This window comes from Streptomyces sp. NPDC020192, assembly GCF_044388685.1.
GTDB lineage: Bacteria > Actinomycetota > Actinomycetes > Streptomycetales > Streptomycetaceae > Streptomyces.
Genome location: NZ_JBIRXG010000001.1, coordinates 643,853 through 669,005 on the forward strand (window position 1 = coordinate 643,853; position 25,153 = coordinate 669,005).

A 25,153-nucleotide genomic window follows, 5' to 3' on the forward strand; every position below is an offset into this window, starting at 1 on the left:
AGGCCCCCATGTCCGCTCCCGCCACTGCCCCCAAGCCCGAGATCCTCGCCGCGTTCGAAGCGGCCAAGGGATTCATGCCCGTGGATGAGGGGCTGGCCCTCTACGCGGTGGCCGTGGAGGCGGGGCGGCTGGGGTTGCCGTTGCTGGAGGTCGGGACGTACTGCGGGCGGTCCACCGTGCTGCTCGCCGATGCCGCGCGGGCGGCCGGGGTCGGCGCGCTGACCGTCGACCATCACCGGGGCAGCGAGGAGCAGCAGCCCGGCTGGGACTACCACGACCCGGAGACGGTCGACCCCGAGGTCGGGCTGATGGACACCCTGCCCACCTTCCGCCGCACGCTGTTCAGGGCGGGGCTGGAGGAGCACGTCGTCGCCCTGGTGGGGCGCTCCCCGCAGATCGCGGCGATCTGGAACTCCCCGCTCGGCCTCGTCTTCATCGACGGCGGCCACACCGACGAGCACGCCACCGCCGACTACGAGGGCTGGGCGCCGCACGTCGCCGAGGGGGGTCTGCTCGTCATCCACGACGTCTTCCCGGACCCCGAGGACGAGTTCACCGGGCAGGCGCCGTACCGGGTGTATCTGCGGGCTCTCGCGTCCGGGGCGTTCGAGGAGGTCTCCGCCACCGGTTCGCTTCGTGTCCTGCGGCGAACGCGCGCGGGGATCTAGCGCACCCTGACGGTCTCGGCCGGCCCGACCATCTGCAGGTGGAGCTTGGTGGAGCCGAAGTCAGCCTCGTAGAGCGCCCCGCGAAACGTGAGCGTGCCACGATGCTTCGCCCGCACCCATGTGTCGACCGCGCCGCCGTCCTCGACCGCACCGTGAGCGCACTTCACCGTGCGCCAGGATCCGCTGCCCTGCCGCTGCTGAACACAGAACCTCTGCAGGACGTCGCTGTCGTTCGCGGCGTGCCCTTTCAGGTGGATACGCGCGCCTGCCTTCACGGTGTGCGGGCTCACCTTGAAGTCGTAGTCGACCTTCGCGGAAGCCGTCGCCGCACTCAGTCCGAGTGCCGATATGCCGACTGCCGTAACGATGGCCACACGCGCGGCGCGCCGGTTGAGAAAGCCCATCGCCTGTCTCCCCCTTCGGATGGTGTCGTGCTCGGCAACACTCACCGATCGCAACCTGTCAGAGGGCGAATGCGGGAGCGCCGTTGCCCGGCAATTCACCATTTTTGGCGGGGGGTGGGGCGGTTCGACGGCGTCACCCATAGGGCCGTCCTGGACCGTATGGACACCCCGGACGGCCGTTAGGGTGGCAGACGTGTCGTACACAGGCCCGGAATTCGAAACCCCGCAGCCTCGCCGGCCCCGGCGTGGCCCCATGACCGTCGCGCTCGCCGCGCTGGTGCCCGGCGCGCTGCTCGGCTGGGTGGTGTACGAGGCGGTGGGCGGCGGAGGCGGGAACGGCTCCGGCCGTACGGCCTCCGTCGCGCCGGCCTCCACCCACTCGGCCGCTCCGTCGACCCGCTCGGCCTCCCCCGACGGTGCGCCCGGCGACGACAGCAAGGCGGCCGGCACCTCCCTTCCGCTCACGGGGAAGGTCGTGGTCATCGACCCCGGGCACAACCAGGGCAACTTCCAGCACGCCACCGAGATCAACCGCCAGGTCGACATCGGGACGAACAGGAAGGAATGCGACACCACCGGGACGTCCACCAACGACGGTTACACCGAGGCCCGGTTCACCCTCGACGTCGCCCACCGGCTGCGCACGCTGCTGGAGCAGCAGGGCGCCACGGTGAAGATGACCCGCGACGGAGACAGCCCGGCCTGGGGGCCGTGCGTGGACGAGCGGGCCCGGTTCGGGAACAACGCCCATGCCGACGCGGCGATCTCCATCCACGCCGACGGTTCCGCGGAGGGCGACCGCGGCTTCCACGTCATCCTGCCGGGGGCCGTGCACGCCGGTGCCGCCGACACCCGGAAGATGGTCGGCCCCTCCCGTGACCTGGGCACGCGCGTCGCGGGCAACTTCCTTCGTGACACCGGTGAGCCGCCGTCCAACTACGTCGGCAAAGGTACCGGTCTCGTTACACGTACGGACCTGGGTGGTCTCAATCTGTCAACAGTTCCCAAGGTGTTCATCGAGTGCGGCAACATGCGCGATAGCAAGGACGCGGCACTCCTGACCAGCGGGGCCTGGCGGCAGCGGGCGGCGCAAGGAATCTCTGACGGAATCGTGAGTTTCCTGCGCGGGTCGTGACCGGCGGGCGGATACGGCCGTACGGCTGGATCTTGCGGACGGTAGTGTCTACCGACGACGAGAGACGACTTACGAAGGACCTGAAGTGAATATCCGCTCCCTCACTAGAGGCGACGGCGTGGTGATCGGAGCAGCGGTGGTGCTGTTCATCGCGTCGTTCCTCAGCTTCCAAAGCATCTCGGGCTACGGAAGCACCGTCAGCCGGAACGCCTGGGACGACCTGGGCGAAGGCCTGGGTATCTACATGGGCGCGGTCATCGGTGGTGCCCTCATCGTCGTCAACCGCTGTCTGCCGCAGCCGCGCAAGGTGCTCGGGCTCGACCTCGGTCAAGTCGGCGCCGGATTCGGGGTGCTGGCGGCCTGGTCGCTGCTGTGGTCGCTCATCGACGTGCCTGATGGTGTGAGCGCCGGCGCCGGTCTCATCCTCGGTTTCATCGCCGCGGCCGTCCTCGCGGGCGGCGCCATCGCCACCCCCCTCGTCCCCGCCCTCCAGGCCGCCCTGGTCCCGGCCGCCAAGCCGGCCGCGCCGCAGCCCTACGGCGCCCAGCCGCCCAGCGGTTACGGGTACCCGGGTGCCCCGGCCGCGCCGCAGCCGTACGGGGCCCAGCCGCAGCCGGGGCAGCCGTTCGGGCAGCCGCAGCCGGCCGCCGCGCAGGGTGCCGCTCCGGCGGCGGCTCAGCCGGCCGCCGGGGACTTCTCGCCGTTCTGGTTCGCCGTGCCGGTGACCCGTCCGCTGTTCGCGGAGGACGGCTCGCCGACCCCGATCGCCGAACTGGCGCCGGGCACCTGGTACCTGGCCGTCGAGCAGCGCGGTCCCGCGCTGGTCGCGCAGACCCAGGACGGCCGCCGCGGTGTCCTCCAGGACACCTCCGGCATCCAGCGCGGCTGACCGCGCACAGCGCAGCGTACGGCCCCTCGCCCTTCCGGGCGGGGGGCCGTTGTCGTACGCTCGGCTTCCGGTCACGGATCTGACGGTCCGTCAGAAGGTGGGTGGAGTATGCGACTCGGTCTCGCGCTCGGGTACTGGGGACGCGGTCCGGACGCCCGGCATGTGCCGCTCGCCGTGGAGGCGGAGCGGCTCGGGTACGACTCGGTGTGGACGGCGGAGTCCTGGGGGTCGGACGCGTTCACCCCGCTCACCTGGATCGCGGCGCGGACGTCAACGATCAGGCTGGGTACGGGGGTTGCCCAGATGGCCGCCCGTACCCCGGCCGCCACCGCGATGCACGCGCTGACCCTGGACCACCTCTCCGGCGGGCGGATGCTGCTCGGGCTGGGCCTGTCGGGGCCACAGGTGGTGGAGGGCTGGTACGGCCGCCCGTTCCCGAAGTCCCCGCTGACCGCGACCCGGGAGTACGTGGACGTCGTACGGCAGGTGCTGCGGCGCCAGGGGCCGGTGGAGGTGGACGGGCGGTTCCACCCGCTGCCGTACCGGGGAGCGGACGGTACTGGGCTCGGCCGCCCGCTGAAGTCGATCACGCATCCCCTGCGGCCCGGCCTGCCCGTGCTGCTCGGTGCCGAGGGGCCGAAGAACGTGGCGCAGACGGTGCGGATCGCCGACGGGTGGCTGCCGCTGTACTGGGCGCCGAGCCGGCCCGAGGTGTACGGGGAGGCCGTGCGGAAGGTGCCCGAGGGGTTCATGGTGGCCCCGCTGGCCCAGGTGCGGGTGTGCGACGACGTGGCCGAGGGGCTGCTGCCCGTCAAGGCCATGCTCGGCTTCTACATCGGCGGGATGGGGCACGCGGCCCGCAACTTCCACGCCGACCTGATGGCCCGCATGGGGTACGAGGAGCAGGCCCGGCGGATCCAGGACCTGTTCCTCGCGGGGCGGCGGGAAGAGGCCGTACTGGCCGTGCCGGACGCCTTCGCCGACGAGATCTCGCTGGTCGGGCCGCGTGAGCGCATCGCCGAGCGGCTGACGGCATGGCGTGCGGGCCCGGTGACGGACCTGCTGGCCGTGTCACCGGACCCGCACACGCTCAGGGTGCTGGCCGAGCTGAACTCCTAGCCGTCTAGCCGCCGCTGGTGAGCTGGGAGGCCGAGGGCACCTGGTCCTTGACCGGGGCACCGGCGTCGGCACCCGCTCCCTTGACCTTGGTGATCATGTCGCTGAAGGCGTTGACCGCGCTGCCGTCACCGTTCCTGAGCTTGGACGGCAGGTTCTTCAGCGCGTCGATGCCCGCGGAGAGCGGCGCGAGCGCCTTGGAGAGCGTCGGGTCGCCCTGGGCGTTCCTCTCGGCGGCCTTGAGGCGGTTGTAGGTGAAGGCACCGGCCAGGCCGGCCTTCACCAGGGCCGACTTGCGGCCGTCGGCGCCCTTCTTGAACGTGCCCGCCTTCCAGGGCTTCACGATCCACTGGTAGGTCGCGCCGGCCGCGAGGCCCGCGTTGGCCACGAACCGGGCCTTGGCGAACTTCTGGCGCTCCGCCGACGTCGTCGGACTGGGGGTGTCGGCGGCGGGGACGGCCTGGAGCGCCGCAGTGTCCTTCGTGGTGTCCTTCGTACTGGTCTTCTCACCGGTGCCGCAGGCCGTGGCCCCGGCCAGCAGGGCGGTACAGAGCGTGAGCGCCACACAGAGGCGCCGTATCGGTGCGGGCACGAGGTCCTCCGGACGAGTCGCGTTCTCCCCGAGCGGTCGCTTCCCCAAGCAGCCTCGCCCGGAGCGGCCGACTCCGCCACTCGGGGGACGCCGCGCGGAGGACACCGTCCAGAGGACGCCGTTCAGGTTTCAACGTCCGTTTCACGGCAATCCGGCAGATATGGCCCCTCGATATCGCTCCTACGGCGCGAATCCGGCCGGGAGGGTCATCGCGGTCGTCGCCGACGTCATGGCGCTGATCATCGGCCTGTGGATCCTGCTGTTCCTGCTGGGCGCGAACCGGTCCAACGGCTTCGTCCGGTTCGTGCACGACGCCGCGACGTGGCTGACGGGCTGGGCCCAGGGCATCTTCACCTTCCACCAGGAGTGGGCACGGGTGATCTGCGACTACGGCCTGGCGGCGGTCGTGTACCTGTTCGTGGGCCACGCCATCGCCAACCGGATGCACCGGTACTGAGGCCGTGGGGTCATGCGCAGCAGTCGGGGTCCAGACCCGTCGGCAGATGCTCGCCGCCGAAGACCGCGCACGTCGCCTCGTGCCCGCCCAGCGCCGCCACCGCGAGCAGCAGGGAACCCGCCGTCCACGAGGTCAGTTCCCGGGGCCAGATCGCGTCGTCCTCGAAGACGTAGCCGGTCCAGTACAGGCCGCTGTCCGGATCGCGCAGGTGCTGGATGGACTGGAGGATCGTCAGGGCGCGGTCCGACTCCCCCACCGCCCACAGGGCGAGGGCGAGTTCGCTGGACTCACCGCCGGTCACCCAGGGATTGGGGACGACACAGCGCACGCCGACGCCCGGCACCACGAACCGGTCCCAGGACTCGGCGATCCGGGCCATGGCCTCCGCGCCGGTCAGCGCGCCGCCGAGGACCGGGTAGTACCAGTCCATCGAGTAGCGGTCCTTGTCGAGGAACCGCTCCGGGTGGCGGCGGATCGCGTGGCGCAGCGCGCCGAGCGCCAACTCCCAGTCCGGCTGCGGCTCTTCGCGCTGCTCGGCGATGGCGAGGGCGCAGCGCAGCGCGTGGTGGACGGAGGAGCTGCCGGTGAGCAGCGCGTCCGCGGTGGGCGTGCCGTCGTCGTCGCGCCGCCAGCCGATCTGACCGCCCGGCTGCTGGAGCCTGAGCACCCATTCCACGGCCGCGTACACGGTGGGCCACATACGGTCCAGGAACGTGTCGTCGCCGGTGGAGAGGTAGTGGTGCCAGACGCCTACGGCTATGTAGGCGACGAAGTTGGACTCGCGGGCGCGGTCGGTGACGTCGTCGTGGGCGCCGTCGGCGTAGGCGGCGTACCAGGAGCCGTCCTCGGTCTGGTGCCGGGCCAGCCAGTCGTAGGCCCGCTCGGCGGCGGTGTGCTCGCCGGCCGCGTCCAGGGCCATGGCGGCCTCGGTGTGGTCCCAGGGGTCCAGGTGGTGCCCGCGGAACCACGGGATCGCGCCGTCCTCCCGCTGTACGGCGAGGATGCCGCGGACGGTCGCGGCAGCCTGCTCGGCGGTGAGGACCCCGGGCAGGACGAGGTGTTCTGTCCGGGGCGTCGTCACTGGGCGGCCACCTCGGCGGACAGACGGGGCAGGTGGGGCTTGGTCGCGTAGAGGACGAAGCTCTTGCCGATGACCGGGTTGAGCGCCTGCTCGGCGACGCGCGTGGCGAGCGGCTTCTTCATGATGTCCCAGACCAGCAGCTTGTGGTACGCCCGCACCGGCAGCGCCTTGTCGTTGTCGACGCCGCACGCGCACTTCAGCCACCAGTACGGCGAGTGCAGGGCGTGCGCGTGGTGGCTGCCGTACGGCCTGAGGCCGGCCTCGCGGACCTTCGCCGTCAGCTCGTCGGCCCTGTAGATGCGGATGTGGCCGCCCTCGACCTCGTGGTAGGCGTCGGACAGCGCCCAGCAGACCTTCTCCGGGCCGTAGCGGGGCACGGTGATGGCGATACGGCCGCCCGGCTTGAGGACGCGGACCATCTCGGCCAGCACGCCCTTGTCGTCGGGGATGTGCTCCATCACCTCGGAGATGATGACGACGTCGAAGGACTCGTCGGGGAAGGGCAGGGCGAGGGCGTCGCCCTCCATGGCCGTGGCGGTGGCGCCCTCCGGTGCCTCCCCGGCCTCCTTCATCGCCGCGAACCACTTGGCGACCTCGCGGATCTCCTCGCCGTTCTGGTCGAGGGCCACGACCTGCGCGCCGCGCCGGTAACACTCGAAGGCGTGCCGGCCGGCCCCGCAGCCGAGGTCCAGGACACGGTCGCCGGGGGCGAGCGGGAACCGGGAGAAGTCGACGGTCAGCACGTGGCCCTGCTTTCGGTGTAGACGCCTGTTGCCGCGGTCGCGGGGCGGCCCTCGGGGTGCGGCTGGTGCGATGTGGAGCGGAGGCCGCCGGTGCGGGCGGCCATGGCCTCGCGGTAGCGGGCGACGGTGCCCTCAGCGGCCCGGGCCCAGGTGAAGTGCGCGAGCACCCGCTCCCGGCCGGCCCGGCCGAGCCGGACGCGCAGTTCCGGGTCGCCGAGCAGTCGTACGAGCCCGGCGGCGAGCGCGCCCGCGTCCCCGGGGGTGACGGCCAGACAGGTCTCGCCGTCGCGGCCCGCGACCTCGGGGATGGCGCCGCCGGTCGTGGCGACCAGCGGGGTGCCGGTGGCCATGGCCTCGGCGGCGGGCAGCGAGAACCCCTCGTACAGCGAGGGCACGCAGGCGACCTCGGCGGAGCGGATCAGGTCGACGAGTTCGGCGTCGGAGATGCCCTTGACGAAGTCGACGGCGCCGGAGAGGCCGTACCGCTCGATGGCCTGGGCCACCGGCCCCTCCTCGGGGCGCTTGCCGACGACGACGAGATGGGCGGCCGGGTGCTCGGTGCGCACCTTGGCCAGCGCCTCCACGAGGAAGACCAGGCCCTTCAGCGGCACATCGGCGCTGGAGGTGGTGACGATCCGGCCCGGCACCTCGGGCACGGCCGGATTCGGCGAGAAGAGGTCGGTGTCGGCGCCGATGTGGACGACGTGGATGCGGTCGTCGCGGACGCCGAGGTGGTCCACGATCTCCTGCCGGGAGGTGCCGGAGACGGTGAGGACCGAGGGCAGCCGGCGGGCGACGCGCTTCTGCATCCGGGTGAAGGCGTACCAGCGGCGGACCGAGTACCGCCGCTGCCGGGTCTCGGCCGCGTCCAGCTCCAACTGCCGGTCGACGGTGATGGGATGGTGGATGGTGGTCACCAGGGGCGCACCGATGTCCCCCAACAGGCCGTACCCCAGGGTCTGGTTGTCGTGGACGACGTCGAACTCGCCGCGCCGGGCGCGCAGATGGCGGCGGGCACGGAGGGAGAAGGTCAGCGGCTCGGGAAACCCGCCGGTCCACATGGTCGCGACTTCGAGACCGTCGATCCAGTCCCGGTACTCGCCCCGCCTCGGGGTGCGGAAGGGGTCGGGCTGGCGGTAGAGGTCCAGGCTGGGCAGCTCGGTGAGGGTGAGCCCGGGATACCCCTCGTCGAGGACGGGGTACGGCTGCGAGCCGATGACCTCGACCCGGTGGCCGAGCTTGGCCAGCTCGCGCGAGAGGTGCCGTACGTAGACACCCTGGCCGCCGCAGAACGGGTTCCCTTTATAGGTGAGGAGCGCGATGTCGAGCGGTCGCCCGCCGTCGGCCGCGGGGTCCTTCTGGGCACCCGCGTTCCGGGCCTCAGCGGTCACTCCGTGCCCCCTTCTGCCTGCGCTGTCCCGCGAGACTACGCCGGGACGCTAATCTAGAACAAGTTTCAGACTTGATCGTTCAAGAGGCTCTGAATCTACCGGCAGGTAAGGGAGCTGTGAGCAGTGGATCAGGTGATTCACGCCACGGCGGACCGCCCTGCCATGCTGTGTGATCACGTGCCCTACAGACGCCCTCACCGACTGTCACGGAACGGGACCCATGCCTGCGGAAGCCAGTATGTCGAGGCCGGCCTCGCCGCCGCTCACCGAGCGGCAGGAGGCCCGCCGTCGCCGGATCCTGCACGCGAGCGCCCAGCTGGCCAGCCGGGGCGGTTTCGACGCGGTGCAGATGCGCGAGGTCGCCGAGTCCTCCCAGGTGGCCCTCGGCACCCTCTACCGCTACTTCCCGTCCAAGGTGCACCTGCTGGTGGCGACGATGCAGGACCAGCTGGAGCACATGCACGGCACCCTGCGCAAGAAGCCCCCGGCGGGCGACACGGCGGCCGAACGGGTGGCGGAGACCCTGATGCGCGCCTTCCGCGCCCTGCAGCGCGAGCCGCACCTGGCCGACGCGATGGTCCGCGCGCTCACGTTCGCCGACCGCAGTGTCTCGCCGGAGGTCGACCAGGTCTCCCGCCAGACGACGCTGATCATCCTGGACGCGATGGGCCTGGAGAACCCCACCCCCGAACAGCTCTCGGCGGTCCGCGTCATCGAACACACCTGGCACTCGGCCCTCATCACCTGGCTCTCGGGTCGCGCCTCCATCGCCCAGGTCAAGATCGACATCGAGACGGTGTGCCGGCTGATCGACCTGACGGAGCCGGGCGGGCATTCCTGATCACCGCTTCCGGTACCGCAGGGCACCGAGCAGCTGACCGAGCACCTTGAGCGCCGCGGTACGGCGGGCCGGGCGCCGGGACCATACGGCGGGCAGGACGACTCCGGCGTAGACGGCGAGGAAGACGAGGGCGGCGAGGAGCACGGGCGGCTGGACGGTCATGGCGTTCCGTTACCAAGAGCCTCAACGACTATCAGCAATCCGGACATTACGGCCCGGATGGTCCGTCACATCACCAAAGCGTAAGGGCTTCGGCTTGAGTACGGTCTCTCGCTTCGTCCCGCCGCTGGTGCGGCAGGGTTGCGCCACCCGCCCGCCCCGGCTGTTGTTGCAGCCGCCACAAGGGCGACAAGGTTGTGAGCTGCGTTCTCGTCCCGGTCCATCACGAGTCGGCACTCGTCACAGTCGAAAACTCGGACATGCAGCGGCAGCTTGGCTGTCACCGCGCCGCAGTTCGAGCAGGTCTTGGAGGAGGGGTACCAGCGGTCGGCCACGATGGCTTCCACCACAACGGTCCCGTACTCGGCCCGGATGCGGGTCGTGAGCTGGTGCAGTGCATCACTGCGCTGGTTCGCCACCCGGTGGTGCACCCTGTTGCGCTCGGCGTTGGCTTTCTCCCACCGCTTCGAAGGCTTCCTCCCGGTGCGCCGGTCGGGCCCCTGCCGTCGGGAGACCCGGCGCGAGTGCCGACGCAGCAGCTTCAGGGAACCATCCAGGTACTTCGGGTTGGGCTCGTAGCGGATCTCCCCCATGCTGTCGGCCATCACCGCCAGGTGCTTCACACCAAGGTCGATGCCGACCGCCACATCAGGGCGGGCGACGCGGACCAGGTCCCGTTTCACCTCGGTCCGGAAGGACACGAACCAGCGCCCGCGCTCGTGCCGCGCAGTCGCTGACAGGATGCATCGATGTGGGAACTCCCGTTCCTGGCAGGGAGGGCAGAACTCCCGGCCGCTACTGGGCAAGACACGCCAGGACGCACCCTCACTCCTCCGGCGGAAACACTCCCTCCCCACTCCCCGCCAACGTGATCAGGATCGCCTCCACCGGACACCCCTCCGCCGCCTCCAGAACCGGCTCGCTCGCGTCCGTGTCCGCCGCCACCGGGTGGGACTGGCGGGCGGAGTCGAGGCGGAAGGCGTCGGGGGCGTGGTGGAGGCACTGGGCCGAGCCGATGCACACCGAGCGGTCGACCTCGACGTGCCAGCGGTCGCCCATGCTCACGCCCCCGCCGGCAGGTGGATCATCTTGTGCTCCAGGTACGCGCCGTAGCCCTCCGGGCCGAACTCGCGCCCCAGGCCGGAGTTCTTGTAGCCGCCGAACGGGCCGAGCATGTCGAGGCTGAAGGTGTTGACCGAGTAGGTGCCGGTGCGGACCTGCCGAGCCACCTCGATGCCGTGCTCCACGTCCGCCGTCCACACGCTGCCCGACAGGCCGTACTCCGAGTCGTTGGCGATCTTCACCGCCTCCTCCTCGTCGCCGTACGGGAGCAGGCAGATCACCGGGCCGAAGATCTCCTCGCGGGCGATCCGCATGGCGTTGTGGACGTCGCCGAAGAGCGTCGGCTCGACGTACCAGCCGCGCTCCAGGCCCGCCGGGCGGCCGCCGCCGCCGGTGAGGATCTTGGCGCCTTCCTCCTGGCCGATCCGGATGTAGTCGAGGTTGCGCTGCTGCTGGCGACGGGCGACCAGCGGGCCGACCTGGGTCGCCGGGTCCAGCGGATCGCCGACCTTCAGGGCGCTCGCGGCGGCCGCGAAGGCGTCGGCGTACTCGTCGTAGCGGGCGCGTGGGACCAGGATCCGGGTCTGGGCCACGCACGCCTGCCCGTTGTTCATCCAGGCCGCCGGGACGATGCCGGCCACCGCCGCCTGTACGTCCGCGTCCGGCAGGACGACCGCCGCCGACTTGCCGCCCAGCTCCAGCGTCACGCGGGTGAGATTGCGGGCCGCGACCTCCATCACGCGCTTGCCCGCCGCCACCGAGCCGGTGAAGGAGACCTTGTCGATGCCGGGGTGTCCGACCAGGTACTCGCTGACCTCCCGGTCGGCGGGGAGGATCGACAGCACGCCCTCCGGCAGACCGGCGTCCCTCGCGATCTCGCCCAGCAGATACGCGTCCAGCGGGGACTCGGGGGACGGCTTCAGGACGACCGTGCAGCCGGCCAGCAGCGCGGGCGCGAGCTTGGCGGCGGCCACGAACTGCGGGACGTTCCACGGGACCACGGCCGCGACGACGCCGACCGGTTCACGCCGGACCAGGATCGGGCCGAGGACACCGTCCCTACGCTCCTCGTAGGTGTGGTCCCGCGCGACCCTGATCGCCGCGTCCCACACCATCATCGCGCCGAGCGCCTGGGCGAGGACGCTCCAGGAGTACGGGGAGCCGTTCTCCGAGGAGATCACCCGGGCGAGCTCCTCGTGCCGGGCGGCGATGCCGTCCTTGACGCGGGTGACGACCGCGATCCGCTCCTCCAGAGTGGCCCGCGGCCAGGGCCCTTCGTCGAAGGCGCGCCGCGCCACGGCCACCGCCCGGTCGACGTCCTGCCGTGAGGCGTGCGGCACCCGGCCGATGACCTCCTCGGTGTGCGGCGAGATCACCTCGATGACGTCCCTGCCCACGGGGTCGGTCAACTCCCCGCCGATGAACAGCTGTCCGTGTTCCACGAGCTCGGTCATGGCCGCCGCCTCCCACCGCGCGCAAACTTCCTGACGCTGTGTCAGAACTGATACCAGTTCCAGTTATAGTGGGCAATGGCCGTGGGGCGGAGGAGAGATGACGACGACGTTCGAGCACGGCGGGGGCGTACGGTCCGTTCGGGTACCCATCCCGGACAATCCCCTGGGGCACACCCTGGTCTACGTGGTGGAGACCGACCGGGGTCCGGTGCTCGTCGACGCCGGATGGGACGATCCCGGCTCCTGGGACGCCCTCACGGCGGGGCTCGGGGAGTGCGGCACGGCGGTGGCCGAGGTGTACGGCGTCGTCGTCACGCATCATCACCCGGACCACCACGGGCTGTCGGCGCGGGTGCGCGAGGCCTCCGGTGCCTGGGTGGCCCTGCACGCCGCCGACGCGGCGATCGTCCGCAGGACGCGTGAGACACGGCCCGAGCGGTGGTTCACGTACATGGCGGCCAAGCTGACGGCGGCCGGGGCGCCCGAGGACCATGTGGCCCCGCTGCGCAGCCCGCGCCCGCGCTCCCTGCCCGGACTGTCCCCCGCTCTCCCGGACCGGGAGATCCTCCCGGGCGAACTCCTCGACCTGCCCGGGCGGCGGCTGCGCGCGATCTGGACCCCGGGGCACACACCCGGCCATGTGTGCCTGCATCTGGAGGAACACCATCCCGCCCAACTGCCCGGCAGCGGGCGCCTGTTCAGCGGTGATCACCTCCTCCCCGAGATCACCCCGCACATCGGCCTGTACGAGGATCCCGACGACGATGTTGTCACCGACCCCCTCGGCGACTACCTCGACTCCCTGGAGCGGATCGGCCGGCTCGCCCCCGCCGAGGTCCTCCCCGCCCACCAGTACGCCTTCACCGACGGGCCCGGCCGGGTACGGGAGTTGCTCGTGCACCACGAGGAGCGGCTGGCCGGTCTGCTGGCCCTGCTCGCCGAGCCGCTCACTCCCTGGCAGCTGGCCGAGCGGATGGAGTGGAACCGCCCGTGGGCCGACATCCCTTACGGCTCCCGGAACATCGCCGTCTCCGAGGCCGAGGCCCATCTGCGGCGGCTGGTGAAGCTGGGGCGGGCCGAGCAGGTGGCGGGGAGTGCGCCGGTGGCGTACGTGGCGGTGTAATGCGTTCGCCCTTCGCTTCCGTCACTGCTGAACAGCCTCATGGATCCCTTGGAGCGAATTCTGGCCGAACGCGCCTGTGAGCGCCTGATCATCGACTTCGTCCACCGGCTCGACCTCGGTGAACCGGCGTCCGTGGCCGGGCTGTTCACCGAGGACGGCGTCTGGGAGTGGCCGCCACCGGGTGGCGACGGGAGGCGGGCGCAGGGGCGCCGGGCGCTGCGGGAGTACTTCGGTTCCCGTCCCGCCGACCGACTCTCGCGCCGGTTCATGTCGAACATCCTCGCCACCGTGACCGGCCCGGACACGGCCACCGCCGTCTCGTACTTCGCGACGTACCGTGTCGACGGGTACGACGGCGGCATCGTTCCGGGCGGGCAAAGCTAGTTGAGGCCCGCCGCCTGCCGCTCCTCCTCGCTCAGCGGGGGGCCGGGCAGCGGGCCCTTGCGGGGGCCGACGGCGATGTTCCAGAGCATGTCGGGGGCGAACAGCCGGGTCGCCGGGGTCTTCAGGCTCATCACGTCCAGCAGGCCCCGCAGGGCGCGCGGGTTCTCGGAGCCCGCGGCCACGGCCTTGTCGACGTACGCGCTGAGCAGCCGTTCCACCAGGGTGGGCGGCTTGGGCGCGGCGCCGGGGTAGGAGGCGTCCTGGCCGACCGCGAGGTTCCAGGCGTTGCCGACCGGGCGGGCGACCGCGCGCTGGACGCGGCGGGCGGTGCCGGGGGCGGTGGGGCCGTACCGGTCGAGGACCCGGCCGAGGATGATCGCGCTCTGGGCGGCGACGGTCAGGCCGTGGCCGTAGACCGGGTTGTAGCCGGCGACGGCGTCCCCGAGGACGGCGAAGCCCTCCGGCCAGGCGGGGGCGTTCTCGTAGTAGCGGCGGCGGTTGGCGGTGCTGCGGCTGGTCACCGGGTCGGTCAGGGGCTTCGCCCGCGCGAGGAGGTGGCCGATGACCGGGTCGCTCAGGCCGGTGAGCGCGAAGTGCTCGAACGCGTCGGGGTCGGCGGTGGGCTGCCCGCCCCGGGTGCCGGAGAGCGTGACCAGCCAGCGGTCGCCCTCGATCGGTACGACGACCCCGCCCCGGCCGGGCGCCTGGCGCGGGTCGGCCTGGACGTTGACCACCGGGTAGCGGCGGCCGAGGGTGCCGTCGGGGGCCGCGTAGAGGCGGCTGGCGTAGGCGACGCCGGCGTCGACCACGCGCTCCTCGACCGGGGCGTGGCCCAGCGCCCGCAGCCACGTGGCGGCCTGCGAGCCGCGCCCGCTCGCGTCGATCACCAGGTCGGCGTCGAGCGTGGTCTCCCGGCCGTCCACGCGGACGCCGGTGACGCGGTCGCGCCCGCCCGTCAGGCCCGCCGCGCGGGTGCCGTCGAGCAGGGTGATCCCGGGCCGGGCGAGGACGTCGGCACGGATCACCGCGTCCAGCAGGTCCCGGCTGCACACGATCAGGTGGTGCCGGGAGTCGGTGAAGCGCCGGAACCACTGGCCGGAGGGCGCCTTGCTGACCAGGTCGGCCATCACGCCGACGAGTCCGGCGCCCTGGCCGGTCAGTTCCCCGGTGATGCCCGGCAGCAGCTCCTCCAGGGCGGCCACTCCGCCGGACCACAGCAGATGGGCGTGGCGGGCCTGGGGCAGACCCTTGCGGGGCTCGGGGCCCGCCGGCAGCCGGTCGGCCTCCACGACGGTCACCTCGTGGAAGCGGGTGGCGAGCACGGACGCGGCGAGCATGCCGGCCGTACTCCCGCCGATGACGACCGCTCTGCGGCGGGCGGTGCGTATGTCAGCGGCTGTGTCAGGCATGTGCGGTGAGACCTTCCATGGCGGCCGCCTCCTGGCGGAACCTGTCGATGACCGGCGCGTGGCACCGCAACGCGTGTGCGATGGACTCCAACTCGCCGTCGGAGAGTCCGGCTGCGGCTCCGGTCTGCCCCAACGGCCCTTGCTCCGCGCGGGGTTCACCTCCGCCGGCCGGTACGTGCAGCAGGTGGGCGGCGATCAGGATGTCCACCGCCCCGGCGATGCCCCGTGCCTCGGTGTCCGGGTGGCCCGCTGCCGTGGCCGCCGTGCGGATCCGTTCGCGGCGGGCTTCGCTGAGGTGGGGGGACAGTTTGAGCAAGCCGTCGTTGATGGCGGCGCGGCGCAGTTCGAGGCGGAGGGCGGCGCCGCTGACCCGGCCGGTCGCGGGGGCCGCCGGCGCGGTGACCGTCAGCATGGTCTGCCACAGGGGCCGTAGCAGCCGGTGGGTGCGCACCAGCCGCAGGCGCTCCTCGACCACCGGACCGGCCTGCCCGGCGATGAAGCCCACGGAGACCAGGAGCGCCTCGGCGATGGCGAACGGCGGGGCGACGTACGTCGACAGCCAGTCCCAGTCACGGCCGCTCCAGCGGGCGCCGATCGCGGCGATCTTGGCGACGTCGAAGACGAACCCGAGGGCGTAGGCGACCTGGAGGAAGATCACGGCCCGGCGCAGCCAGGTGTCCTCGACCTCCTTGTACCAGGCCCACAGCATGCCGGCCGCGACGAGCGCGGACACCATGTGCGCGACCAGGTACAGCATCCCGAACTCGCGCATCCAGGGCGTGTTGGCGTAGTAGGTGTCGAGGTCGCGCAGCCGCTCCACGTGGTGGTCGCCGAGCGAGAACGTCGTCCACAGGCCCGCGATGATGGCCGTGTACGCCATCCACACCAACCGGGTGCGCCGGCGGCGCACGGCGGAGGGGGGTTCACGCCAGGTGATGATGAGCCACAGGCAGGCGCCGCAGTAGGCGGTGAGGAGTGAATACACCCACACGCCCGCGAAGTTGGGGATGCCGGTGAACGCGTTGATGCGGTGCAGGTTGGCCGGCGGCAGCGAGGCGAAGACGGTCGCGCCGATGCCGAGCAGCAGCGCGGTGGCCCGCAGGATGGGGTCCTGCCAGGCGCGGCGCAGCAGCGGAAGCTTGATCACGAAGGCCACGGCGAGCAGCGCACCGGGGACCGCGTAGGCGGCGAAGGTGCCGGAGATGTCCCAGCGCATCAGGGTCCGCCGATGTTGCCCAGGGAGGACGACAGGCGGCCGGTGAGGGTGTCCTGGGTGGTGCGGCCGGCAGCCGCGCCGGGCCCGACGACCTTGGAGAACTTCGCGGCGAGCCGCAGCCCGCACTCCTCGGCCTCCCACTCGGCCGCCGCGGCGGCAGCGGCGGCGGCCGGGGACCGGGTGGCCATGGCGACCACCTTGTCCCAGGGGATGTCCTCGTCGTCCCCGGAGCTGTCGTCCGCGGCGTACCGGGACAGCAGCCGGCGCGCGGCGGCGGGCGGACCGGCCGGGTAGTGGACGTCGAGGGTGCCGTAGTGGATGTGGCCGATCTCGTGGCCGGCGATGACGAACTTGTGCGGGTCGGGGGCGCGGTTCTCGACCACGACGATGTACTGCTCGTCCAGCGCGAGCGTGACTCCGGAGACGTCCAGTTCGGGCGGGAAGGTGACGAACTTCAGCCGGACCGGGCGGTCCAGCTGCGGGCTGAGCGTGGCGCACAGCGTGTGCAGGAAGGCCTCTGCCCCGGTCGGCCCGGTGAGGGTGCGGGCGGTGTCGCGCACCAGCCGGTCGAGGAAGCGCTTGGGCGACTTGGCGGACTTCGGCGACTTGGAGGGCTTCACCGGCGGATGTCCTCCTCCGCCCGCTCCGAGGAGATGATCATCTCGGCCAGGTCGGCGAGTGTGGCGAGCTGGCGGGCGTTCATCTGCGGGGCCCGGGCGGCGAGCCGGACCAGGCCGCTCTCGCGCAGCCGCAGCAGCGGATCCGCCTCGGCCTCGAGTCCCTGGAGCACGGGCTGCAGCGCTTCGTGCAGTGCCTCCGGTTCGTCGGCGGTGAAGAAGCCGGCCGGCAGTCCGAAGAAGCGGCGCAGCCGGTCGGTGTGCTCCAGGCCCGGCATCCCGCTCTTGCGCCACTCGCTCAGCCACTGCCGGCTGGTGCCGGCGATCCTGGCCAGCTCGTCCAGCGAGTACCGCTTGCCGTCGGGCCGGCGCCGGGTCTCCCGGATGAAGTCCAGCCGCTGACGCACCCGTTGGGCCAGACAGTCCTCGGGCGCCCGCCCGCCGCCGAGCAGCTCCACGACGATGCCGACGGGGATGCCGGTGCGATGGGAGAGGTCGGCCACGTCGAGGGCCTCCGGCAGCCGGCCGGGGCGGCCGGTCAACTCCCCCAGTCTGGCCAGGACTTCGGCCAGCGAGGTGTAGGCGTCACTCACCGAGGTCCCCCCTGAGCGTGTGTCGCCGGTTCGGTGACTGGGCGACTGGACGAGACGCGAGGCTACCCGGTCGTCCGTTCGCCGACCAGAGCTGACAACGCTCCCTGCCCAAGGAGGCAGGAATAGTTGACAGTTGCGGGAGCAGTGGGTGAGGATCACGGCACAGAGAGCAAGCTTCAGACCCGCCCCGGGTGCCGCCTATGGGGGAGCGGCACCCGGGGTGTTTCTCTGTCCCACCCGCCTGACCAGCGAAGGTGATGCGTCGATGCCGCAGCCCGTCCTTCTGCTCGGGGCCGGCCCGGCCGCGTACGGGTTCCCGCTGGAGCGGATCGCCGAGCTCCGCCCCGTGATCCTGGTCGACACCGCCGTACCCGACTGGGCGCGCCCCTTCCTCTCCGGCCACCTCGCGGCCGACCCGGCACGGGAGGCGGAGACGGCGGAGGCGATCGCGCGGTACACGGACCGGCACCCGGTCGCGGGCGTGCTGACCTGGACCCGGGAGCATCTGCGCACCGCCGCGCGGATCACCGGGTATCTGCGGCTGCCGGGCCTGCCGTACGAGACCGCCGCGGCCTGCGCGCACCCAGCGGCGCTACGGGACCGGCTCGCCCGGCACCGGGTGGTACCGGAGGGGCCCGAGGACACCGCGGGGCCCCTGGTGTCCGCCGAGACCGTCGTCCTGGACGACGAGGTCCGCATCGTCGCGCTCACCCGTACGACGCCCGGGTCGCACGGTCGCTCGCCGCTGCGGCACTCGGTCCACGCCCATGACGGGTTGCTGCACAATCGGTTCCTGCGGCAGACCGTCGAGCGAGCGGTACGGGCGCTCGGGCTCACGCACACCATCGCGCACGTGCGTCTCCGACTGACCGGGCGGGGACCTCGGGTGACCGGGGTCCTGCCCTATCTGCCGGGTGACTTGATTCCCCTGCTGGTGGAGCGGGCGACCGGGGTGGATCTGGCAGGGGTGGCTCTGGCGCTGGCGTGCGGGACGGTGGTCGACGCGGTGCCCTGGCGGGAGCGGGCCGCGGCGGTTCGCTTCGCGGATTCGGCCGACGGCCGCTTGTACCGGGTGGTGGAAGGGGAGGATGCGGCGGAGTGTGATCGGGTACTCGGGGCTGCCTAGCGGTTTCGCCGTTGAGGGTTCGACCGTCTTCGGGCTGACTGTCCGTCGTGGTTGCTCGCGCCCGCGCGGCGGAGCCGCACCTCGATACAGCCCCGCGCCCCCAGGGAAGCTGTCCCACCCTATGTATCAAGTGCACGGCGTCTTCCAGGAGTTCGACCTCCCGGGGTGTCATCGTCGGGTTGGCCGCCCTCCGTCGCCGTGCCTCCCCCAGGGCCTCCTCCGTCAGCTCCGGCGGGTCGGGGAGGAGGGCCTCGAGCATCGTGAACGCCGGGGACGCGAACGCGGTGTCCGATACGGCGACCTGGGCCAGGATCACGGACGACATGGACCAGTCCAGGGCCGGGGGGCCGTCCTCGGTGTTGGACCAGTCGATCACCTGGGGGCCGGTCGGGGTGAGCATCACGTTGTCGGGGTGGAGGTCGAGGTGGAGGACGCGGGTGTGCGGGGCGGCCGGGTCGCGGCCCGGTACGGCGTGCAGGCGGCGCAGGAGGGAGGCGAGCAGGGTGCCGGCCTCCGCCGGGTCCACCTGGCCCTCGGTGAGGGCGGTCAGCAGGGTCGGGCCGGAGAGGCGCTCCATGACCAGGTCGGTGGGTGAGGCGGTGGGGCGTACCCGGGGTGCCGGATAGCCGTGGTGTCGTACGTACGTCATCACGGCGGCCTCGGCAGCCGCGTCGCCCCAGCCGTCCCGGTCCCGGCGCAGCACCCACGCGTCGTCGATCTCGTACACGTCCGCCGAGCGGCCCGAGCCGAGCAGTCTCCCCGTCGTCGTCATGACCGTGACCCTAGTCACCGCCGCCCTGTGCCCACAGCCACTCGTCGGCTCGCGCGGGGCTGCCGGTAAGGTGGCGGGGTCGTCATCACACCCGTACAGGGGGAAGCCGGTGCAATTCCGGCGCTGACCCTCCCCCATCCGTGAACCGCCCCAAGGGCGGTGAGCCGGACCGACCCGGACGGGATGCTGACCGGCTCGCGTGCTCGGCGGCCCGCCGCGCACGGCACCGTCGAGGTTTACGGAGCCGAGCCGCCCGGGGGGTCCCCGCGCGCTGCCCGGCTCCCCGCAGGAGAGGCAGTCGCCGACCATGAACGTCCGCCGCAGCGCAGCGGCTCTCGCCGCCGTAGGCGTGCTGGCCGCCGCCGCGCCCGCCACGGCCGCCGGGCCGTCCCCGTCGCCCAAGGTCGCGATCCCGTCCGGGCTGTACGGCAGGACGGACCCCACGTACGACGGTGTGTGGCGCCAGTCGCTGACGCTGATCGCCCAGCGCACGCTCGGCTACGAGCCGGCCGCGAAGGCCGTGGACTGGCTCGCCGGCCAGCAGTGCGCGAACGGCGCCTTCGCCGCGTTCCGCGCCGCCCCGGACAAGGCCTGCGACAGCAAGGTCATGGTGGACACCAACAGCACGGGCGCCGCCGTACAGGCCCTGAAGGCGGTCGGCGGACACGCGGACGCGGTCGGCAGGGCCGTGGACTGGCTGAAGTCCGTGCAGAACAAGGACGGCGGCTGGGGCTACTCCCCCGGCGGGGCCAGCGACACCAACTCCACCTCCGTCGTCATCGGCGCCCTGACCGCCGTCGGCACGGACCCGGCGAGCGCCGGCAAGGGGGGCAAGTCCCCCTACGACCTGCTGGCCGCCATGTCCATCCCCTGCGGCCAGGTCGGCGGCGGTGGCCTCGCCTTCCAGCCGGGCAAGAAGGGCACGCTGTACGCCAACGCGGACGCGACGGCGGCGGGCGTGCTCGGTGCGCTCGGCAAGGGGTTCGTCACGACGACCGGCAAGGCGCCCGGCAACGACGCGTGCGTCACCGGCAAGCACCTCACCCCGGCACAGGTCGCGGACAACGCGGGCGGGCACCTCGCGAAGGTGGTCGCGAGGACCGGCCATCTGACGTCCACGCTGCCCGGGGCCGCGGACCAGCCGGACTTCGGCAACACGGCGGACACGGTGGTCGCGCTCGCCGCCGACGGGCGCCTCGCCCAGGCGCTGCGGTCGTACACCTGGCTGGAGAACAACGCCGCGCACTGGGCCGAGCAGAGCGGCCCGGCGGCCTACGCCCAGCTGATCCTCGCCGCGCACGCGGTCGGCGCGCAGCCGGGTGACTTCGGCGGCACCAGCCTGGTCCGGTCCCTGAACGCGCTGGGCCCGGCCCCGAGCATGGCCTCCGCCGGGCAGGAGACCAAGAAGGGCGAGAAGTCCGGGAAGTCCGGTGGCGGTTCGGCGTTCGGCGTGTGGTGGTTCGTCGGCGTGTGCCTCGTCGCGGGCATCGGCATCGGCTTCCTGCTGAGCGGCCGGAAGAAGCAGCAGCTGTGACGGCGGTCCGCCGGGCCACGGGTCTGCTGCTGGCCGCGTTCGCCGTGCTGGTCGCTGCGGTGGCCCCGGCGCACGCCACGGGCTACCGCTACTGGTCCTTCTGGGAGCGCACCGACGGCCACTGGACGTACGCCACGCAGGGCCCGTCGACCGCCCGCCCCGACGACGGCGCGGTGGAGGGCTTCCGGTTCGCGGTCAGCGCGGACTCGGCCGACGCCGGCCGGCCCCGTGGCACGGCGGACTTCAGCGCCATCTGCTCGTCCACACCGGCGGGGTCCGGCATGAAGCGGGTGGCGCTCGTCCTCGACTTCGGCACCCCGGCGGACGCCCCGTCGGGCGAAACCCCGCCCACGGGCCGAACGGCCTGCGCCCGCGTACCGGCCGACGCGACGACGGCCGACGCCCTGGCCGCCGTCGCCAAACCCCTGCGCTACGACACCAACGCCCTGCTCTGCGCCATCGCGGGGTATCCGCAGAAGGGGTGCGGAGAACAGGTCTCGGGCACACAGAGGACAAGCCCCCCGAAGGGGAACGGCGGCAAACGCGTCGACTCGGCGAACGGCCCCGCGCTGGGGCTGCCCATCGGCGTGGGGGTGGTCGTTCTCCTGGCGGGCGCGGCGGTGTGGCAGGCACGGCGGCGACGGAGTGAATAGCGACCCAACCCCCGCCAGGCACCGGACCGCTGTTCACCCCGGCGCCTGGTGGCTCTGGGCGCTGGGCCTCGGTACGGCCGCCACCCGCACCACCAACCCCCTCCTCCTCGCCCTCCTCATATCCGCGTCGGCGTACGTCGTCGCGACGCACCGCTCCCCCACCCCCACCGCCCGCTCCTACCCGGCCTTCGCCAGACTCGCCCTCGCCGTCCTCCTCATCCGCCTCCTCTTCGCGGTGGCGCTGGGCTCCCCCATCCCGGGCACCCACACCCTCCTCACCCTCCCCGAAGTCCCGCTCCCGCACTGGGCGCAGGGCATCCGGCTGGGCGGCAGGGTCACGGCGGAGGCCCTGCTCTTCGCGGCGTACGACGGTCTGAAACTGGCCACCCTCCTCATCTGTGTCGGCGCGGCGAACGCCCTCGCCGCACCGAGCCGTCTGCTGAAGTCCCTCCCCGGCGCGCTGTACGAGACCGGCGTGGCCGTCGTCGTCGCCCTCACCTTCGCGCCGCACCTCGTCGCCGACGTCCAGCGCCTGCGCGCCGCCCGCCGGCTGCGCGGCCGTCCGGACCGGGGCCTGCGGGGTCTGCTCCAGGTCGGACTGCCGGTCCTGGAGGGCGCGTTGGAGCGCTCGGTCGCGCTCGCCGCCGCGATGGAGGCCCGGGGGTACGGCCGTACCGTCGAGGTCCCCGCCCGGGTCCGCCGTACGACGGCCGCGCTCACCCTCGGCGGCCTGCTGGGCGTGTGCGCCGGAACGTACGGGCTGCTCACCGCGGAGGGCGGCACGTACGGGCTGCCGGTGCTGCTCGCCGGGGTGGCCGCCGCGCTCGCCGGCCTGAAACTGGGCGGCCGGCGCTCGCCGCGCACCCGGTACCGCCCGGACCCGTGGGACGCGCGGGCCTGGCTGGTCACCGGTTCCGGCGCCGCCGTCGCCGCCCTGCTCACGCTCGCCTCGGCCCGCGACCCGGAGGCCCTGCACCCGGGAGTCGTCCCGCTGGTCGCACCGTCCCTCCCCCTGCTGCCGGCCGCGGCGATCCTCCTCTCCCTCCTGCCCGCCTTCGTCGTCCCCAAGGAGCCGTCGTGATCCGCTTCGAGGATGTCAGCGTGACGTACGACGGCGCGGCCGAACCGTCCGTCCGGGGCGTCGACTTCGAGGTGCCGGAGGGTGAACTCGTGCTGCTCGTCGGCCCGTCCGGGGTCGGCAAGTCGACCGTGCTCGGCGCGGTGAGCGGACTGGTGCCGCACTTCACCGGCGGCACCCTGCGCGGCCGCGTCACCGTCGCCGGCCGTGACACCCGCACCCACAAGCCGCGTGAACTCGCCGACGTGGTCGGCACGGTGGGCCAGGATCCGCTCGCCCATTTCGTCACGGACACGGTGGAGGACGAACTCGCCTACGGCATGGAGTCGTTGGGTCTGGCCCCGGAGGTGATGCGGCGCCGGGTCGAGGAAACCCTGGACCTGCTGGGCCTGGCGGGACTCCGCAACCGTCCGATCGCCACCCTCTCCGGCGGCCAGCGCCAGCGCGTCGCGATCGGCTCGGTCCTCACCCCGCACCCGCGGGTCCTGGTCCTGGACGAACCGACCTCCGCCCTGGATCCGGCCGCGGCGGAAGAGGTCCTGGCGGTCCTCCAGCGTCTGGTCCACGACCTCGGCACGACGATCCTCATGGCCGAACACCGCCTGGAACGCGTGATCCACTACGCCGACAGCCTCGTCCTCCTCCCGTCCCCGGGCGAGGCCCCGATCGTAGGCACCCCGTCCGAGGTGATGGCGGTCTCCCCGGTGTACCCGCCGGTGGTGGACCTGGGCCGCCTGGCCGGCTGGTCCCCGCTTCCCCTGACGGTGCGTGACGCCCGCCGCAGAGCGGGTGACCTGCGAGGGCGTCTGGCAGCGGCACCCGGCAAGCGCCGGCAGGCGCCCCAACCCCCGCCCGGCCCCGACCCCGGGCACCCCGCCCGCCGACGTCTCTTCCGCCGCCCCACTCCGGAAACCCCACCTCACCGGCACATCGCCGACGTCCGGTCCCTCTCCGTCCGCCGAGACCGCACAGAGGCCCTGCGCCACATGGACCTCACCGTCACCCCCGGCGAAACGGTCGCCCTCATGGGCCGCAACGGCGCCGGAAAGTCCACCCTGCTCGGCTCCCTGGTCGGCCTGGTGCCCCCGACCACGGGCAGCGTCACCGTCGGCGGAGTCGTGCCCCACCGCAGCGCACCCCCCGACCTGGTACGCCGTGTGGGCCTGGTCCCCCAGGACCCCCGCGACCTGCTCTACGCCGACACGGTCGCCGACGAGTGCGCGGCCGCCGACCGGGATGCCCACGCCGAACCCGGTACCTGCCGGGCACTCGTGTCGACGCTGCTGCCGGGCATCACGGACGGCACCCACCCGCGCGACCTCTCCGAGGGCCAGTGCCTGGCGCTCGCCCTGGCCGTCGTACTCACCGCCAGGCCGCCCCTCCTCCTGCTCGACGAACCCACCCGCGGTCTGGACTACGCGGCCAAGGCCCGCCTGGTGACCGTGCTGCGCGGGCTCGCCGCCGAGGGGCACGCGATCGTGCTGGCCACGCATGACGTGGAGCTGGCGGCCGAGATCGCGCACCGGGTGGTGCTGCTCGCCGAGGGGGAGGTGATCGCCGACGGGCCGACGGCGCACATCGTGGTCTCCTCGCCGTCCTTCGCCCCCCAGGTGACGAAGATCCTCGCTCCCCAGCAGTGGCTCACCGTGGCCGAAGTACGCGAGGCCCTCGCATGACGGCCGCCCGCGCACGGACCTCCCGCCCGCACGCCATCGCCCTCGGCCCCCGCTCCCTCGCCGCCCTCGCCCTGGTCGGCGCGGTCGGGGTCGTCGCCTTCGGCTGGCCCTTCCTCGCGCCTCCCACCTCGCAGCTGAGCGCCCACGCCCAGGACGCGCCCTGGCTCTTCGCGGGCCTGCTCATCCTCCTGGTCGCGGTCGTGGCGGCGACGATCTCGGAGTCGGATCCCGGGCCGAAGGCCGTGGCCATGCTGGGCGTGCTGGCCGCGACGGGGGCGGCGCTGCGGCCGATCGGCGCGGGGACGGCCGGGATCGAGCCGATGTTCTTCCTGATGGTGCTCAGCGGGCGGGTCCTCGGGCCCGGCTTCGGCTTCACGCTCGGCTCCGTCACGATGTTCGCGTCCGCCCTGCTCACCGGCGGGGTCGGGCCGTGGCTGCCGTTCCAGATGCTGTCGATGGGCTGGTTCACGATGGGGGCCGGGCTGCTGCCGGGGCCCGTACGCCTGCGGGGCAGGGCCGAGCTGGTCCTCCTCGCCGTCTACGGCTTCCTCGCCTCCCTCGCCTACGGCACCGTCATGAACCTGGCCGGCTGGCCCTTCCTCTCCACCGCCGCCTCGGGCATCTCCTTCAACGCCCACGCCTCCGTCCCCGCCAACCTGGCCCGTTTCGTCGCGTACTGCCTGGCCACCTCGCTCGGCTGGGACCTGGGCCGGGCCTGCTGCACGGTGGCGCTGACCCTCTTCCTCGGCCCGGCGGTGCTGCGCGCGCTGCGCCGGGCGACGCGCCGGGTTGCCTTCGAGACCGCGGTCACATTCGGGGCCCGAGAACCCTCACCGGACGGATACGGCCCCTCACCCAGCGGCACCGCGGCGGTGAAGCACCCCACATGACCTGGATCACTTACGATCCAGGATCGTAGTAACAAATGTCCGATATGTTCACTAATCCACCCCCTCTGACCTGCACATTGAGAGCCACTT

26 protein-coding genes, 2 pseudogenes and 1 riboswitch are annotated in these 25,153 nt (G+C 72.5%); of the genes and pseudogenes, 14 read left to right on the top strand and 14 right to left on the bottom strand.

Translation table 11 applies throughout. The features are described from left to right. Positions 1-8 precede the first annotated feature (8 nt). A complete protein-coding gene (locus tag ACH47Z_RS02955) occupies positions 9-668 on the top strand; it encodes a class I SAM-dependent methyltransferase (protein WP_399069816.1) in 660 nt (219 codons plus the stop codon). On the opposite strand, the gene ACH47Z_RS02960 is transcribed toward ACH47Z_RS02955, so the two are convergent. Then, positions 665-1,072 (bottom strand): hypothetical protein, encoded by a 408-nt coding sequence (locus ACH47Z_RS02960; protein ID WP_399069819.1) that lies wholly within the window; start codon positions 1,070-1,072, stop codon positions 665-667. The genes ACH47Z_RS02955 and ACH47Z_RS02960 overlap by 4 nt on opposite strands. A gap of 193 nt (positions 1,073-1,265) precedes the next feature. On the opposite strand from ACH47Z_RS02960, the gene ACH47Z_RS02965 reads away from it, so the two are divergent. The 3 genes from ACH47Z_RS02965 (at position 1,266) to ACH47Z_RS02975 (ending at position 4,215) form a co-directional block, all read left to right on the top strand. Then, positions 1,266-2,207, top strand: coding sequence for an N-acetylmuramoyl-L-alanine amidase (locus ACH47Z_RS02965; protein ID WP_399069820.1), 942 nt, complete (start codon positions 1,266-1,268; stop codon positions 2,205-2,207). Positions 2,208-2,292: 85 nt separating this feature from the next. Then, positions 2,293-3,096: a DUF5336 domain-containing protein gene (locus tag ACH47Z_RS02970; protein WP_399069822.1), complete on the top strand. Its 804-nt coding sequence runs from the start codon at positions 2,293-2,295 to the stop codon at positions 3,094-3,096. Between the two features lie 108 nt (positions 3,097-3,204). Continuing rightward, positions 3,205-4,215 carry an LLM class F420-dependent oxidoreductase gene (locus ACH47Z_RS02975; protein WP_399069824.1) on the top strand — a complete coding sequence of 337 codons (1,011 nt, stop codon included), beginning with the start codon at positions 3,205-3,207 and terminating at the stop codon, positions 4,213-4,215. A 4-nt stretch (positions 4,216-4,219) separates the two neighbouring features. On the opposite strand, the gene ACH47Z_RS02980 is transcribed toward ACH47Z_RS02975, so the two are convergent. Next, on the bottom strand, positions 4,220-4,804 hold the full coding sequence (locus ACH47Z_RS02980; protein WP_399069826.1) for a hypothetical protein: 585 nt from the start codon (positions 4,802-4,804) through the stop codon (positions 4,220-4,222). A gap of 160 nt (positions 4,805-4,964) precedes the next feature. Here ACH47Z_RS02980 and ACH47Z_RS02985 point away from each other — a divergent pair, with 160 nt between their 5' ends. Next, the gene (locus ACH47Z_RS02985; protein WP_399069828.1) at positions 4,965-5,261 is read left to right on the top strand and encodes a hypothetical protein; all 297 of its coding nucleotides are present in this window, start codon (positions 4,965-4,967) and stop codon (positions 5,259-5,261) included. Between the two features lie 10 nt (positions 5,262-5,271). On the opposite strand, the gene ACH47Z_RS02990 is transcribed toward ACH47Z_RS02985, so the two are convergent. Genes ACH47Z_RS02990 through ACH47Z_RS03000 form a run of 3 tightly spaced genes read right to left on the bottom strand, consistent with a single transcriptional unit; the run spans position 5,272 to position 8,476 of the window. Next, entirely contained in the window at positions 5,272-6,342 is a 1,071-nt protein-coding gene (locus ACH47Z_RS02990; RefSeq protein ID WP_399069829.1) for a prenyltransferase, read from the bottom strand. Further along, positions 6,339-7,085 (bottom strand): class I SAM-dependent methyltransferase, encoded by a 747-nt coding sequence (locus ACH47Z_RS02995; protein WP_399069831.1) that lies wholly within the window; start codon positions 7,083-7,085, stop codon positions 6,339-6,341. The genes ACH47Z_RS02990 and ACH47Z_RS02995 overlap by 4 nt, the downstream gene beginning before the upstream one ends. Beyond that, complete coding sequence (locus tag ACH47Z_RS03000) at positions 7,079-8,476, bottom strand: glycosyltransferase family 4 protein (protein WP_399069833.1); 1,398 nt, start codon at positions 8,474-8,476, stop codon at positions 7,079-7,081. Before ACH47Z_RS03000 ends, ACH47Z_RS02995 begins: the two co-directional genes overlap by 7 nt. A gap of 220 nt (positions 8,477-8,696) precedes the next feature. Here ACH47Z_RS03000 and ACH47Z_RS03005 point away from each other — a divergent pair, with 220 nt between their 5' ends. After that, on the top strand, positions 8,697-9,317 hold the full coding sequence (locus ACH47Z_RS03005; protein WP_399069834.1) for a TetR family transcriptional regulator: 621 nt from the start codon (positions 8,697-8,699) through the stop codon (positions 9,315-9,317). Here ACH47Z_RS03005 and ACH47Z_RS03010 read toward each other — a convergent pair whose 3' ends face one another. The 4 genes from ACH47Z_RS03010 to ACH47Z_RS03025 form a co-directional block, all read right to left on the bottom strand. After that, on the bottom strand, positions 9,318-9,479 hold the full coding sequence (locus ACH47Z_RS03010; protein ID WP_399069836.1) for a hypothetical protein: 162 nt from the start codon (positions 9,477-9,479) through the stop codon (positions 9,318-9,320). It abuts the gene before it with no gap. A gap of 65 nt (positions 9,480-9,544) precedes the next feature. Beyond that, entirely contained in the window at positions 9,545-10,177 is a 633-nt protein-coding gene (locus ACH47Z_RS03015; RefSeq protein ID WP_399069838.1) for a transposase, read from the bottom strand. Between the two features lie 124 nt (positions 10,178-10,301). After that, on the bottom strand, positions 10,302-10,535 hold the full coding sequence (locus ACH47Z_RS03020; RefSeq protein ID WP_399069840.1) for a ferredoxin: 234 nt from the start codon (positions 10,533-10,535) through the stop codon (positions 10,302-10,304). A gap of 2 nt (positions 10,536-10,537) precedes the next feature. After that, positions 10,538-11,992: an aldehyde dehydrogenase gene (locus ACH47Z_RS03025; RefSeq protein WP_399069842.1), complete on the bottom strand. Its 1,455-nt coding sequence runs from the start codon at positions 11,990-11,992 to the stop codon at positions 10,538-10,540. Between the two features lie 97 nt (positions 11,993-12,089). On the opposite strand from ACH47Z_RS03025, the gene ACH47Z_RS03030 reads away from it, so the two are divergent. Together ACH47Z_RS03030 and ACH47Z_RS03035 are read left to right on the top strand one after the other, a co-directional pair. Then, the gene (locus ACH47Z_RS03030) at positions 12,090-13,115 is read left to right on the top strand and encodes an MBL fold metallo-hydrolase (RefSeq protein ID WP_399069844.1); all 1,026 of its coding nucleotides are present in this window, start codon (positions 12,090-12,092) and stop codon (positions 13,113-13,115) included. 39 nt (positions 13,116-13,154) lie between these two features. Further along, positions 13,155-13,484 (top strand): annotated as a pseudogene (locus ACH47Z_RS03035) (nuclear transport factor 2 family protein); the annotation flags it as partial. 11 nt (positions 13,485-13,495) lie between these two features. Here the strand turns inward: ACH47Z_RS03035 and ACH47Z_RS03040 are convergent. Genes ACH47Z_RS03040 through ACH47Z_RS03055 form a run of 4 tightly spaced genes read right to left on the bottom strand, consistent with a single transcriptional unit; the run spans position 13,496 to position 17,334 of the window. Then, positions 13,496-14,908: an FAD-dependent oxidoreductase gene (locus tag ACH47Z_RS03040; protein ID WP_399069846.1), complete on the bottom strand. Its 1,413-nt coding sequence runs from the start codon at positions 14,906-14,908 to the stop codon at positions 13,496-13,498. After that, positions 14,901-16,124, bottom strand: a complete 1,224-nt coding sequence (locus ACH47Z_RS03045; protein WP_399069849.1) for an MAB_1171c family putative transporter — start codon at positions 16,122-16,124, stop codon at positions 14,901-14,903. Before ACH47Z_RS03045 ends, ACH47Z_RS03040 begins: the two co-directional genes overlap by 8 nt. After that, positions 16,124-16,744 carry a hypothetical protein gene (locus ACH47Z_RS03050; protein ID WP_399069851.1) on the bottom strand — a complete coding sequence of 207 codons (621 nt, stop codon included), beginning with the start codon at positions 16,742-16,744 and terminating at the stop codon, positions 16,124-16,126. Before ACH47Z_RS03050 ends, ACH47Z_RS03045 begins: the two co-directional genes overlap by 1 nt. Next, entirely contained in the window at positions 16,741-17,334 is a 594-nt protein-coding gene (locus tag ACH47Z_RS03055; RefSeq protein ID WP_399069853.1) for an XRE family transcriptional regulator, read from the bottom strand. The genes ACH47Z_RS03050 and ACH47Z_RS03055 overlap by 4 nt, the downstream gene beginning before the upstream one ends. Before the next feature lie 265 nt (positions 17,335-17,599). Between ACH47Z_RS03055 and ACH47Z_RS03060 the strand changes: the two genes are divergently transcribed. After that, entirely contained in the window at positions 17,600-18,460 is an 861-nt protein-coding gene (locus ACH47Z_RS03060) for a hypothetical protein (RefSeq protein ID WP_399070386.1), read from the top strand. A 379-nt stretch (positions 18,461-18,839) separates the two neighbouring features. Here ACH47Z_RS03060 and ACH47Z_RS03065 read toward each other — a convergent pair. Further along, a pseudogene (locus tag ACH47Z_RS03065) lies at positions 18,840-19,232 on the bottom strand (phosphotransferase family protein); the annotation flags it as partial. Positions 19,233-19,291: 59 nt separating this feature from the next. Continuing rightward, positions 19,292-19,425, top strand: a riboswitch (cobalamin riboswitch). Between the two features lie 114 nt (positions 19,426-19,539). Here ACH47Z_RS03065 and ACH47Z_RS03070 point away from each other — a divergent pair. The 5 genes from ACH47Z_RS03070 to ACH47Z_RS03090 are packed head-to-tail and all read left to right on the top strand — an operon-like array spanning position 19,540 to position 25,063. Continuing rightward, positions 19,540-20,766 carry a prenyltransferase/squalene oxidase repeat-containing protein gene (locus ACH47Z_RS03070; RefSeq protein WP_399069854.1) on the top strand — a complete coding sequence of 409 codons (1,227 nt, stop codon included), beginning with the start codon at positions 19,540-19,542 and terminating at the stop codon, positions 20,764-20,766. Then, positions 20,763-21,419, top strand: coding sequence for an SCO2322 family protein (locus ACH47Z_RS03075; RefSeq protein ID WP_399069856.1), 657 nt, complete (start codon positions 20,763-20,765; stop codon positions 21,417-21,419). The genes ACH47Z_RS03070 and ACH47Z_RS03075 overlap by 4 nt, the downstream gene beginning before the upstream one ends. Beyond that, complete coding sequence (locus ACH47Z_RS03080; RefSeq protein WP_399069858.1) at positions 21,412-22,500, top strand: CbiQ family ECF transporter T component; 1,089 nt, start codon at positions 21,412-21,414, stop codon at positions 22,498-22,500. The genes ACH47Z_RS03075 and ACH47Z_RS03080 overlap by 8 nt, the downstream gene beginning before the upstream one ends. Beyond that, a complete protein-coding gene (locus ACH47Z_RS03085) occupies positions 22,497-24,173 on the top strand; it encodes an ABC transporter ATP-binding protein (RefSeq protein ID WP_399069860.1) in 1,677 nt (558 codons plus the stop codon). Before ACH47Z_RS03080 ends, ACH47Z_RS03085 begins: the two co-directional genes overlap by 4 nt. Next, positions 24,170-25,063 (top strand): ECF transporter S component, encoded by an 894-nt coding sequence (locus ACH47Z_RS03090; protein ID WP_399069862.1) that lies wholly within the window; start codon positions 24,170-24,172, stop codon positions 25,061-25,063. Before ACH47Z_RS03085 ends, ACH47Z_RS03090 begins: the two co-directional genes overlap by 4 nt. Positions 25,064-25,153: the final 90 nt, after the last annotated feature.